This is a genomic window from Anoxybacillus tepidamans PS2 (genome assembly GCF_000620165.1).
Lineage (GTDB): Bacteria > Bacillota > Bacilli > Bacillales > Anoxybacillaceae > Anoxybacteroides > Anoxybacteroides tepidamans_A.
On record NZ_JHVN01000001.1, the window covers coordinates 359,733 to 371,993 of the forward strand.

The window sequence follows — 12,261 nt, forward strand, 5'->3', positions numbered from 1 at the left end:
GAAAAATAACTTGTCTATTTTTGGCGAAAAAGCAAAAACGACCTTCCACTACGTGCGGTGTAGTTGACGGTCGTTTTTTCGTTGTTCATATATTTAAGTCTGTTACCTTTGCTTCTTCGAAGGCAGACTCTTTTTCACGAATGCGCTCGATATCAGCGCCAAGAGCCGCCAATTTCTCATGAAAGCGGACGTATCCACGGTCTAAATGCTTGAGTTCTGTTACGCGCGTATATCCTTCAGACGCTAATCCTGCTAAAATGAGCGCCGCTGCAGCGCGCAAATCAGTCGCCGCCACTTCCGCCCCTTGTAATTTACAAGGACCGTTAATAATGACCGAACGTCCTTCGATTTTAATATCGGCATTCATGCGTCGAAACTCTTCGACGTGCATAAAGCGGTTTTCAAATACCGTTTCTGTGATCATGCTTGTTCCTTCTGCCTTTAACAATAGCGCCATCATTTGCGATTGCATGTCGGTCGGAAATCCTGGATGCGGCATCGTTTTAATATCTGCAGCTTTCAATTTTTCCGGTCCGATCACACGAAGCCCGTTTTCCTCTTCAATGATGGTAACACCCATTTCTTCCATTTTCGCCACTAACGAACTTAAGTGTTCCGGAACCGCTCCCTGTACTAAAACATTGCCGCCTGTAATCGCTGCAGCAACCATAAACGTACCTGCCTCAATTCGGTCTGGAATCACTGTATGGACTGCACCACGAAGCTCGGATACACCTTCAATCCGAATAGTTCCTGTACCAGCACCCCGCACTTTTGCGCCCATGGCATTCAAAAAGTTCGCTAAATCGACGATTTCCGGTTCTTTTGCACAGTTTTCAATAATAGTCGTTCCTTCCGCCAACACAGCGGCCATCATAATGTTTTCTGTCGCTCCTACGCTTGGAAAATCTAAGTAAATTTTTGCACCGCGAAGCCGGCCTTTTACTTCCGCATCAATGAAGCCGTTCCCAACCTTCACGGAAGCGCCCATTGCTTCAAATCCTTTTAAATGCTGATCAATCGGCCGCGATCCAATCGCACAACCGCCCGGTAGCGCCACGCGAGCACGGCCAGTACGCGCAAGCAGCGGTCCCATTACAAGAACAGAAGCGCGCATTTTGCGGACATATTCAAACGGCGCCTCTATTTTGAGCTCTCGGGATGCATCTACAGTGACTTGATTTCCTTCCATCGCAACTTCTGCGTTTAAATAACGCAGCACCTCACTGATTGTATATACATCGGAGAGAGCAGGGACATCATGAATCACACTTTTTCCTTCACTTGCTAATAAGGTTGCGGCGATAACAGGCAAAACGGCATTTTTCGCTCCTTCCACTTTCACGGTGCCGCTTAACCGGTTTCCGCCACGGACGATGATTTTTTCCAAGGTATTCCCCTCCGCGTCCAATTTCTCTATATTAATATTCAATTGTAATAATAGGGGTTCCAACGACAACCGTCGTCTGACCGCCCAATCCTGTCTGTCTTAATGCTAGCTGGATATTCATTGGATGTGTTTTTGTCGGAAGAACGTTCTCCCACTGCCCAGTATATGCAGAAATGGAAACAAACGTCCCTTCCTGAAGCGCCTCAACGGGCTCCGCTCTAAATTCATGTAAAAGATGGTAAGCCTGTTTTAACAAAACACCTTCCATCTTACCATTCAATTCCCCTTTTACACAAGAGAAAAATGCAGGCTGTTTTACAAAGAGCAGTGATGACTTTTGTCTTATGTTTTTACCGATTTTTTTCTTTACTTTTTCGCTCCAACCAAATCCTTTTAATTCATAGAGGATATACGTTTGGGGCTTTTCATTTGCAACGGCAGTAACGAGTTGAATTTTTTCTTGTATTGAGGAGTGTTCATATAAGCCTGTCGCTTTCTGAACATGCTGGTCAGCTGCAACGGTCCAACGAAAATTTGGAAACGTCCGTTTCAGCTCATCCACTTTTTTCGCAAAGTCTGAATGATTTTTAATTGTTTGGGCATACTCCCTTGTGTAAATGGTCCATTGCTGGATCGATGCACCATTTTTCTGTAATACGTGAGCCATTGTCTGTATTTGTTCAAGCGGCTCATTCTCTTTTGCTTCACTGAATGAGTGATGGCCAATTAAAAACACAGTGAATAATAATGCAATGATTGTTATGTTCTTTCTCTTCATACCGGTTCACTTCCTCTCCTTAGCTGTTATTGTTGCCAGATTGGAAGCGAACATACACAAAAACAATCGACAAAATGAGCAAGAGATTTTTTCCTTTTTGACAAAAAACGTGGGGCTTATTCACCCCGGAAAAGAAACGGCAATTGCTTCGACCAGAGAAAATAATCTAGGAAAAAGTTACTAACAGTCGAACCAAGAGCAATCGTCAGCAAAATATAAAACAGACGCGCTTGAAACACACGATTGGGCTTTAACAGCTTTTCAATATGTACCGCTTGCAGCGTCCACCATGTAATGGCGATAAACACAAGATGGGAGATAATGCTTAGCAATGCTTGTTGTCCAACTCCCGCTATCATACCGATCACCCCTTTTCCGCCAAAAAAAGAAGGGGCCCCCCCCTCCTATTGTCATGTTAACGAAGAAAATCGCTGAAATGTTGAAATTGATCTAAGAAATTATATGCCAAACTCGGCGCGATTCCAAGTATAATCGTACCTAAAGCGCAAATAGCAACGACGAGCATCACTCCAAGCGGTACTTTGACCGATTCATGAGCGGCGACTGGCCGGAAGAACATTTGCGTAAACAGCCCGAAATAATAAACATATGAAACGACCGTCGTTGCAATCATTATAGAAGCCAATACGTAATGAGCCGGCTCTGTGGCAAACGCACCGATAAAAATATGCACTTTTCCAATAAACCCAGCGGTTCCTGGAATGCCAGCAAGCGATAGTACAAAAATCCCCATCAACACAGCTAAAAGCGGTTGGCGGCGATATAAACCAGCAAATTGGCTAATGTCTTCCGATCCTGACTGATCAGTGATCACTTGTAAAATGGCGAATGCCCCTAAGTTCATCAGCAAATATGCTGCTAAGTAAAACCACATGGAATCAATCATCACCCATGACATAACCGCAAAACCGACTAATAAATATCCGGCATGCGCAATGCTCGAATAAGCAAATAACCGCTTCACGTTGCGCTGCTTCAAGGCAATCGTATTCCCGATAATCATCGTCGCTCCCGCCAAAAACGCAATGTAATCTTGCATCGATAACAGCATCGATGAAGGTTCTTTTCCTTGCGATGGCACGGACGCAAACAGTGTAATAAACAAACGAAGTACAATAACAAATCCAGCCGTTTTCGAAACAACGCTTAAAAAAGCGGTGACTGGAGTTGGCGCGCCTTGATATACATCCGGCGCCCACATGTGAAATGGTGCAGATGCAAGTTTAAATGAAAGGCCAACAAACATGATCAAAAACGCAAGTGCCAGCACGTATTGTTGGCTGCTATCTTGCAGGGCGCTGAGTTGAATAGCGATTTTTTTCAAATTCGTCGAACCAGCAAACCCGAATACATAACTCATCCCAAACAGCGTAATCGCTGTAGAAATACCGCCATTGATGACATATTTCATTGCAGATTCATTCGATAGACGATGGGCTTTTCGCAGCCCAGCTAAAATATAAGAGGAAATAGATAACAGCTCTAATCCGACGAATAACGTGATCAAATCGCCGCTTGACGTCATAATCATGGCCCCAAGCAGCGCTGTTAAAAATAGATAATAAAACTCGCCGTAATACTTCATGTTTTCTTTCGGCTTATAATCCATCGAAAGCAGCAGAACAAGAGATGCTCCTACTAACAACAAGAATTTAAACGCTTTTCCGAACGCATCGAGACGAAATGTATCATTTAAAATGGATGTCCTATCGACAGAAAGCAATCCAATTAACGAAACAAGCGCTACGATGACCCCTGCCAGTGCAAACCAGCCGAGCGGGCGACGATCTTTATCATTCGGCATTAGCAGATCGATAAGGGAGAGAACAGTCGCTACACCGAGGATGACAAATTCCGGCGTCATCACTCCCCATTTATATTGCAATAATGTGTCCCAACTCATGTCTCTCACCCTCCTAGTCCGTTCATCATGATCTCAATCGTCGCCTTGAGCGGCTGCGCTAAAATGTGTGGATAGACGCCAATCAAAACGATACAGCCAAGCAATACGAGCACAGGAGCTAATTCGATTACATGGATGTCCTCTGCTTCCATTGCGCTGCGCTTTGCGGTTCCATACGTCATATTCAGCACCGCGCGCAATAGGTAGACAGCGGTCATAATAATTCCAAGCGTCCCCACCGCTGCAACGACAGGCGCCGCTTTAAACAAGCCTAAAAATGCCGTAAATTCGCTAATAAAACCGGACATTCCCGGCAGACCGAGCGAAGCCATTGCCCCCGCTAATAAAAATCCAGAGACAACAGGCATGGCCTTAGCAAGCCCTCCTAGATGCGCAAGCGTTGTCGTACCGACGCGCTCATACATAATGCTTACTAGCAAGAACAGCAGTGCCGAAATTAAACCGTGCGATACGACTTGAAAAATCGCCCCTTGAATGCCGGCTTCATTTAATGCACCTAATCCAATGAGCACAATTCCCATATGAGAAATACTAGAGTATGCCAAAACCATCTTGAAATCTTCCTGGATGAACGCTAAAAAAGCTCCATATAATAAGTTAACAACTCCGAGTATCGCGATCCACGTAGCTATGCGTTGAAATTGCTCCGGAAATAACCCCATTCCAAAACGAATCAAACCAAATGCCCCTATTTTCAATAAAACCCCTGAGTGCAACATAACAATCGACGGCGGTGCTTGAACGTGCACACGCAGCATCCAACTATGAAGCGGTACAATTGGCAACTTTACCCCAAAAGCAATAAGAAGAGCAATCAATAAACCGTAACGCAAGTCGTTAGAAATTGGTGCCAACATTTGTGCCGCTGCCTGTGGATCATGAAGCATTTCCTTTAATACGGCAATATTGGATGTGCCGGTGCGGGCAAATAAGATTAAAATCACCAGCAACAAAATGGCTGAACCAATTCCGTTATACAATAAATAACTATAGGCCGCTCTTTCCTTTTCGAAATAACCCCATTTTCCGATTAGGAAGAACATCGGAACTAGCGTCAGTTCAAAGAAAATAAAGAACAATATGAAGTTGCCCGCCGCAAATACGCCAAGCATGCCGATTTCTAAAAGAAGAAACAACATGAAATACCCTTTCCATTCCTTTTTAATATGAATGGAAGCGATGGCCGCAAGCGTCGCTAATAGAGCTGTCAATACAATCATCACAAGCGCAAAGCCGTCGACATTCAACTCATAGTCAACCGCAAACGTTGACTCCGTAAGAAATGAAAACTTTCCAAAATGAATCCATGCATGCTTTTCACTTAAACCTTTTAGGTCATACCCGCGCAAATATTGCGTAAAAGCAAATAACGCTAAAATAAGAGAAGGCAATGTCGCCAAAAAACCTAGTAATTTAATCGTCTGCTCTTGCGCTTTCGGAACAAACGCCAATAGCACAATGCCGAGGAGCGGGGAGAAGACAAGCAATGAAAGGAAATGTGTTTCATTCATTATAAATACCCCCCTGTGAAAGCAAGAATGACGACAAGGATCGTCAGGCCGATAAATGTGACCGCTCCATACATTTGAACTTGCCCGTTTTGCAATTTCGCACCAATCGCTCCAATGGCTCTCGTTAAAGCGGCAATCAAATGGGCGAGCCCTTCAACGATAAAACGATCCACATATTGCAAAAACACGCTTAACACTTTTGTACCATACCCGACCGTAACGGTATAGAACTCATCGACGTAATATTTGTTCAAGAGCATATTATATGTAATCGGTGCCCTTGAACTAAGCCAATCTCTTGCCAACGATTTTTTACCGTACATGAGCCACGCAAGACAAATGCCCGCTAGTGATACGGCTGTCGCAACAACCATAATCCATAGAGGCGCTTCTTCATGGGCGTGAGTGCCCTCACCCGCAAGAAAATCGCCAAGGAATGTGCCGAACCAAGGCGTATTCATGTAACCCGCCACGATCGACAACACACCAAGCACGACCATTGGGAATGTCATCACCGCTGGGGATTCATGAACATTTACCTCACTGCGCATCTCGCCGCCAAAGACAAGGAAAAAGAGCCGGAACATATAGAACGCTGTGAAGAAGGCAGCAATAACAGCAAGCCAAAACAATACAATATGCCCGTGAGTCCATGCCGCTACTAAAATCTCGTCCTTGCTGAAAAATCCAGAAAGAAGCGGAAATCCGCTAATGGCTAACGTTCCGATGAGAAACAATGGTGCCGTCAGCGGCATTTTTCGCCAAAGTCCACCCATCTTTTCAATGTCCTGTGTATGAACAGCATGAATGACGCTCCCGGCTGCTAAAAACAGCAACGCTTTAAAAAACGCATGAGTTGTTAAATGGAAAACCCCTGCGACATATCCGCCCGAACCAAGCGCAAGCATCATATAACCGAGCTGACTGACCGTCGAGTATGCCAGCACTCGTTTAATATCTGTCTGTACAAGGCCGATAGAAGCAGCAAAAATGGCTGTAATGCCTCCGACAATGGCAACCGTGAGCATCGCTGTGCTGCTCGCTTCATAGAGCGGAAAGAGCGAAGCCACTAGGTACACACCAGCTGCAACCATTGTCGCCGCATGGATCAGCGCTGACACAGGCGTTGGGCCTTCCATTGCGTCCGGAAGCCATGTGTGAAGCGGAAACTGCCCTGATTTTCCGATCGCGCCGATAAAGATAAGAATAGCGCATAATGTTACCATCGTTCCTGATATATTTCCCGCTTTCACAGCGGCAAAAATATCTCCATATTGAAAGCTGCCAGCTTGCCAAAATAATAAAATCATGCCGATCAACAGCCCCACATCGCCAATGCGTGTCATAATAAACGCTTTTTTAGCAGCTGCTTTTGCTTCTTCTTTGTAAAAATAAAAACCAATAAGTAAAAATGAACCAAGACCAACAAGTTCCCAAAAAATGTACGTCTGCAGCAAATTGGCTGAAATGACAAGACCGAGCATCGCGAATGTAAACAAGCCTAAATACGCATAAAACACTGAAAATCGTTCGTCCCCATGCATATATCCTTTAGAGTACATATGTACGAGAAAACTGACAAGCGAAACAACAACAAGCATAAGCGCATTTAGCGGGTTAATTTCAAACCCAGCTGTGATGTTCATCTTGCCAATTGTTAGCCACGTATACGTTGCTTGATACGTCGGTTCATTCAACCGTTCTATAAGCACCGCGACTGCTCCGACGAAAGAAAGAAATGTGGCGATGATGCCAACATAGGCGCTCGTTTCCTTCATTCGTTTTCCAACGACAAGCAAGATAAGGAATGAAAATAGCGGGAAAAGCGGTATGATCCAAGCGTTTTCCATCATTGTATCACAATCCCCTTTTATCAAAGAGCTGATCGCCCTTTTCTTTTTCAACATGCAAGCGTAGTTATATCGATTGGCACTCCACGATTTTTGGATATCTCACTTATTTCCCTTCATCAATGTTTCATAGAGTCCATTTCATCAATATGAACGGTTCTTCGGTTGCGGTACAACGCCATTAAAATAGCTAGCCCTACAGCCGCTTCCGCTGCCGCTACTGTAATAGTAAACAGGGAAAAAATTTGCCCCGTAATGCTCGGATTCGCTCCATATTTGCTGAAAGCGACTAGATTAATATTGACTGCGTTCAACATTAATTCGATACAGATAAGCACAATGACCGCATTGCGCTTCGTCAAGGCCCCATATAACCCGATGCAAAACAAGATTAACGCAAGCACAAGGTAGGCTGACAATGGAACAGTGCTCATGATCCTACCTCCTCGTCTTCTTTTTTCGCTAAAACAATCGCTCCGACAAGCGCTACTAACAAAATGACTGACGTAATTTCAAACGGAATCATGTATTTTGAATAAAGCGCCACACCTATTTGTTCCGTGTTTTTCTCGTGAAGATGCGTGGCTTGACCGCCGAAGTCTAAGTGGTAAATCCCCCTATACACGACGGCGCCGAACGCAAATACCGCAAGCGCTGTCAGCCACTTACGCCACGCGCTTTTGGCCCCTTCTTTTTCCTCGTCCTGATGACGCGTTAACATGATACCAAACAACATGATAATGGTGATCGCTCCAGAATAAATGAGCACCTGAACAGCTGCGACAAATTCCGCCGATAAAAGAACATACAAGCCGGCAATGCTGATAAACGTAAACACGAGGGCAACAAACATATGCATGACTTTCGTGACGTTCAACATAAGTACACCGCCGGCAATAGCAACAAGTGCGAGCCCTAAAAACGCGAGATATTCTCCGCTCACGGCTTATTCCCCTTTCGCACATTCGTATCATTTTCATCAAGCCACTCTAAATTTTTAAAAAGGGCGTCCCGACTGTATTCGGCCAACTCGAAGTTGTTTGTCATTACAATCGCTTCCGTTGGGCACACTTCCGTACAAAGATCGCATAAAATGCAAATTTCAAAATTAATGTCATACGTATCGATAATTTTTCCTTTCTTCGTCGGATCAGGATGTTTTTTTCCCGTCAACTGAATACAGTCAGTTGGACAAATCGCCGCACACTGATTGCAGACGATGCATTTTTCTGGATAAAACTTTTGGATGCCGCGAAAGCGATCCGGAAGCGCCAGCGGCTCGTTTGGATAATCATATGTCACTTTTTGCTTCGTTAAATTTTTTAGGGTATACGCTAAACCTTTCGCTAAACCCAGCATGATGCCACACCCCTTTTATGAAAAGAATACACTTTTAATAAGCGCAGTAATAAAAATATTGGCCAACGCTACTGGAAGCAGTACTTTCCAGCCAAATTCCATCAATTGATCGGCCCGCAAACGCGGAAATGTCGAACGGAACCAAATTAAAATAAACACGATTATACTAAACTTTAACGAAAACCAAACAGCACCTGGAATGAATCCTAAAAACGCCACTGGCTGCCAGCCGCCCAAAAACAAGATCGTTGTGAGTGCTGCCATCGCGAAAAAATAAACATACTCAGCGAGCATAAAGAACGCCCAACGGAAACCGGAATATTCAACATGGAACCCCGCGACAAGCTCCGATTCAGCTTCCGGCAGGTCAAACGGTGTGCGGTTCAACTCAGCAACCGAGGCGATTAAAAAGACGAGAAATCCAATCGGCTGGATAAAAATGTACCACACATGCTTTTGCGCCTCGACAATATCGTTGAGGTTCAAACTTCCGGTTAGCAAAATCACACCGAGAACCGACATGACGAGCGGAATCTCATATGAAATCATTTGCGCTGCTGCCCGCATGCCTCCAAGGAGCGCATATTTATTATTCGATGCCCATGCCCCTGTCAAAACACCGACCGTCGTTAACCCTGACACAGCAATATAATAAAGCAAGCCAACCCCGATATCCGCAAATTGAAGGGAATCGGTAAACGGCAGCGTTGCCAGAACCATGAATGCGGGAGCAAAGGCGATCACAGGCGCTATAATAAACAACGGTTTATCAGCCGCTTTTGGAATCGTATCTTCCTTAATCAGAAGCTTTAATACGTCTGCAACCGTCTGCAACAGCCCCCATCGTCCCCCTACTTGATTGGGGCCGATTCGTCCTTGCATAAAGCCCATGACTTTTCGCTCTGCTAAAATTCCGTATGTTACAAAGCCTAATACAACAAGCAATAACAGGGTGCCAAGCCCAAAAAAGATCAGGAAATTCGTCCAACTGGGCGCAGAATGCAATAATTGTTCCATTAACCGTCAACCTCCCCGAGCACAATATCAATCGCACCAAGAATCGCAATTAAATTTGCTATATTTTCGCCTTTTAATAATTTCGGGAGGATTTGCAAGTTATAAAACGATGGACGACGGAATTTAAGGCGATACGGTTCTTTTTTTCCATCGCTTGCGATATAGCAGCCGATCTCGCCGCGCGGGGACTCGATGCGAACGAATGCCTCCCCTGGCGGCGTTTTGATAATGCGCGGCACTTTCGCCATAATTTCTCCATCTTTCGGAAATTGCTCGCAAGCTTGTTCGATAATTTTGAGCGACTCTCCTATCTCAGCGAGCCGGCATTCATAACGGGCAAAACAATCGCCTTCTTCACGGACCGGAATGTCAAAATCAAAGCGGTCATAAATGGAATAAGGTTCATTTTTGCGCAAGTCCCACTTGACGCCTGTGCAACGAAGATTGACTCCGCTTAGCGAATAACTAAGCGCTTCTTCTTTTGTGTATTTGCCGACACCGATGACACGGTGGCGGAAAATTTCATTACCTGTTACTAATTCGTGATATCCCTCAAGCTGCTTTCGCATATACGGAACGAACTCTTTCACTTTCTCGATCCAGCCGTCCGGTGCATCCCATTTCACGCCTCCGACGCGCATATAGTTGAACGTCAAGCGTGCACCCGATAATTCATTCAATAGATTAATAATCATTTCGCGCTCACGAAAAGCGTATAAAAACGGGCTAATAGCGCCGATATCTAATAGATACGTTCCCCACCAAACAAGATGGCTTGCAATTCTCCCAAGCTCCATCGCGAGCACACGCAAATATTCAGCGCGCTCCGGGACTTCAATTCCCATCATCGTTTCTACTGCATGACAAATGACGTAGTTATTCGTCATCGCTGATAAATAATCCATCCGGTCCGTATACGGAATGATTTGCGTATATTGCAAATTTTCCGCTAATTTTTCCGTTCCTCGATGAAGGTAACCGATTACCGGTGTAGCTTCTTGAATAATTTCCCCATCGATTTTCAACACAAGACGAAACACGCCGTGTGTGCTCGGATGTTGCGGTCCTACGTTAAGAAGCATCTCTTCCGTTCGAAACATCAGCTACACCTCCACGTCATACGGCTCATAGTCTTTGCGAAGCGGATAACCAACCCAATCTTCTCCTAAAAAGATCCGAATTAAATTTGGATGCCCCTTAAATCGAATACCTAGTAAATCATATGCCTCGCACTCCGGCCAATTTGCCCCTTGCCAAAGCGGGACGAGGGAATCAATTTCCGGTTGTTCTCGGTCAATTTTTACTTTTAAAGCGACTGGTTGGTTATTTTTATAAGAGTATAAATGCACGTACACTTCCATATGTGTTTGGAAATCCGTTCCATGCAGTTCAGATAAATAATCAAAACCGAGCTGTTCATTGTATTTTAAAAACTGCGCTACTTTATAATAAGTGTCTTTTTTCGCTACAAGCGTCGGCACATCTTTAGAGAGGCGGTTAATGTAAGCATCCTCTAATACGTCTGTGCCAAGATGTTCTTGAATGACCTTGATATATTTATCAAGCAACGGCTGGTTTGGCGATGGCGCTTCATCCTTTTGCGGCGCGTCTGCCCCGCCTGCAGCGGCGGCTTTTGCCTTCGCAGCCGCGGCTGCTTTGGCTTTCGCAGCGGCAATTGCTTTTGCCTTTGCCCGGGCAATATCATCTTCGCCTGCGGACATGTCGCTGCCTTCTTGCCCTTGTTGCTTCGCCAGCGCTGCAGCTTTTGCTTTCGCTGCTGCAGCTGCTTTTGCCTTCGCGGCAGCTATTGCTTTTTGTTTTTCTAGCTCTTTGCTATCAGCAGATTCTACCGTTTCGTCTTGTCCTGCTTCTTGCGCCTTTTGCTTCGCCAGCGCTGCGGCCTTTGCCTTTGCAGCGGCTGCGGCTTTTGCTTTCGCGGCGGCAATCGCTTTTTGTTTGGCTAGCTCATCGCTATCAGCAGAGCCTGCTGTTTCGCTTTGTTCTGCCGCTTGCGCCTTTTGCTTCGCTAGCGCTGCGGCCTTTGCCTTCGCTGCTGCAGCCGCTTTCTTTTTCGCTAGTTCAATGTCATCTTCCACTGCCCCTTTAGCTTGCTCTAATTCTTGTTTCGTAAGATCGGGGCCGTTAGCTTCGGCTTCTTCTGCTGCTTTTGCTTCCTGCGCTTTTTGCTTCGCCAGCGCCGCAGCTTTCGCTTTGGCAGCGGCAGCAGCCTTTGCTTTTGCTAATGCTAATTCGTCTGTTTCTCCTTCTTGTTTTTCTGCGGCCTGCGTTTCGAGCGTCTGTTCAGTTTGTGCTTCGGCCTGTTTTGCCGCCATTCGCTCGCGGGCCAACTGCTTCGCCCGCTCTGCCGCTTCTTTTTTTAGCTGCTGCAAATCTTTTTCATCGCTCATCGA

12 protein-coding genes are annotated in these 12,261 nt (G+C 45.3%); all 12 read right to left on the minus strand.

Annotated elements, in window-relative coordinates:
• Positions 1–85 precede the first annotated feature (85 nt).
• Positions 86–1,390 carry a UDP-N-acetylglucosamine 1-carboxyvinyltransferase gene (murA, locus tag N667_RS0101980; RefSeq protein ID WP_027408003.1) on the minus strand — a complete coding sequence of 435 codons (1,305 nt, stop codon included), beginning with the start codon at positions 1,388–1,390 and terminating at the stop codon, positions 86–88.
• A 31-nt stretch (positions 1,391–1,421) separates the two neighbouring features.
• Positions 1,422–2,168: a YwmB family TATA-box binding protein gene (locus N667_RS0101985; protein WP_027408004.1), complete on the minus strand. Its 747-nt coding sequence runs from the start codon at positions 2,166–2,168 to the stop codon at positions 1,422–1,424.
• A 116-nt stretch (positions 2,169–2,284) separates the two neighbouring features.
• The gene (locus N667_RS0101990) at positions 2,285–2,527 is read right to left on the minus strand and encodes a DUF1146 family protein (RefSeq protein WP_027408005.1); all 243 of its coding nucleotides are present in this window, start codon (positions 2,525–2,527) and stop codon (positions 2,285–2,287) included.
• Between the two features lie 56 nt (positions 2,528–2,583).
• Positions 2,584–4,092 carry an NADH-quinone oxidoreductase subunit NuoN gene (gene nuoN / locus N667_RS0101995; protein WP_027408006.1) on the minus strand — a complete coding sequence of 503 codons (1,509 nt, stop codon included), beginning with the start codon at positions 4,090–4,092 and terminating at the stop codon, positions 2,584–2,586.
• Positions 4,093–4,097: 5 nt separating this feature from the next.
• Positions 4,098–5,624: an NADH-quinone oxidoreductase subunit M gene (locus tag N667_RS0102000; protein ID WP_027408007.1), complete on the minus strand. Its 1,527-nt coding sequence runs from the start codon at positions 5,622–5,624 to the stop codon at positions 4,098–4,100.
• Positions 5,624–7,477 carry an NADH-quinone oxidoreductase subunit L gene (gene nuoL, locus N667_RS0102005; protein WP_027408008.1) on the minus strand — a complete coding sequence of 618 codons (1,854 nt, stop codon included), beginning with the start codon at positions 7,475–7,477 and terminating at the stop codon, positions 5,624–5,626. Before nuoL ends, N667_RS0102000 begins: the two co-directional genes overlap by 1 nt.
• Before the next feature lie 116 nt (positions 7,478–7,593).
• Positions 7,594–7,908 (minus strand): NADH-quinone oxidoreductase subunit NuoK, encoded by a 315-nt coding sequence (gene nuoK / locus N667_RS0102010; RefSeq protein WP_027408009.1) that lies wholly within the window; start codon positions 7,906–7,908, stop codon positions 7,594–7,596.
• Positions 7,905–8,417 carry an NADH-quinone oxidoreductase subunit J gene (locus N667_RS0102015; RefSeq protein ID WP_027408010.1) on the minus strand — a complete coding sequence of 171 codons (513 nt, stop codon included), beginning with the start codon at positions 8,415–8,417 and terminating at the stop codon, positions 7,905–7,907. Before N667_RS0102015 ends, nuoK begins: the two co-directional genes overlap by 4 nt.
• Entirely contained in the window at positions 8,414–8,833 is a 420-nt protein-coding gene (nuoI, locus tag N667_RS0102020; RefSeq protein WP_027408011.1) for an NADH-quinone oxidoreductase subunit NuoI, read from the minus strand. Before nuoI ends, N667_RS0102015 begins: the two co-directional genes overlap by 4 nt.
• A 15-nt stretch (positions 8,834–8,848) precedes the next feature.
• Positions 8,849–9,850, minus strand: coding sequence for an NADH-quinone oxidoreductase subunit NuoH (gene nuoH, locus N667_RS0102025; RefSeq protein ID WP_027408012.1), 1,002 nt, complete (start codon positions 9,848–9,850; stop codon positions 8,849–8,851).
• Complete coding sequence (locus tag N667_RS0102030) at positions 9,850–10,950, minus strand: NADH-quinone oxidoreductase subunit D (RefSeq protein ID WP_027408013.1); 1,101 nt, start codon at positions 10,948–10,950, stop codon at positions 9,850–9,852. The genes nuoH and N667_RS0102030 overlap by 1 nt, the downstream gene beginning before the upstream one ends.
• A 3-nt stretch (positions 10,951–10,953) precedes the next feature.
• Positions 10,954–12,258: an NADH-quinone oxidoreductase subunit C gene (locus N667_RS0102035; protein ID WP_027408014.1), complete on the minus strand. Its 1,305-nt coding sequence runs from the start codon at positions 12,256–12,258 to the stop codon at positions 10,954–10,956.
• Between the last annotated feature and the right edge of the window lie 3 nt (positions 12,259–12,261).

Bases quoted from the DNA above. Each gene is read 5' to 3' on its own strand.
- N667_RS0101985 (WP_027408004.1), bottom strand. From the start codon at position 2,168: ATGAAGAGAAAGAACATAACAATCATTGCATTATTATTCACTGTGTTT.
- N667_RS0101990 (WP_027408005.1), bottom strand. From the start codon at position 2,527: ATGATAGCGGGAGTTGGACAACAAGCATTGCTAAGCATTATCTCCCAT.
- nuoN (WP_027408006.1), bottom strand. From the start codon at position 4,092: ATGAGTTGGGACACATTATTGCAATATAAATGGGGAGTGATGACGCCG.
- N667_RS0102000 (WP_027408007.1), bottom strand. From the start codon at position 5,624: ATGAATGAAACACATTTCCTTTCATTGCTTGTCTTCTCCCCGCTCCTC.
- nuoL (WP_027408008.1), bottom strand. From the start codon at position 7,477: ATGATGGAAAACGCTTGGATCATACCGCTTTTCCCGCTATTTTCATTC.
- nuoK (WP_027408009.1), bottom strand. From the start codon at position 7,908: ATGAGCACTGTTCCATTGTCAGCCTACCTTGTGCTTGCGTTAATCTTG.
- nuoI (WP_027408011.1), bottom strand. From the start codon at position 8,833: ATGCTGGGTTTAGCGAAAGGTTTAGCGTATACCCTAAAAAATTTAACG.
- nuoH (WP_027408012.1), bottom strand. From the start codon at position 9,850: ATGGAACAATTATTGCATTCTGCGCCCAGTTGGACGAATTTCCTGATC.
- N667_RS0102030 (WP_027408013.1), bottom strand. From the start codon at position 10,950: ATGTTTCGAACGGAAGAGATGCTTCTTAACGTAGGACCGCAACATCCG.
- N667_RS0102035 (WP_027408014.1), bottom strand. From the start codon at position 12,258: ATGAGCGATGAAAAAGATTTGCAGCAGCTAAAAAAAGAAGCGGCAGAG.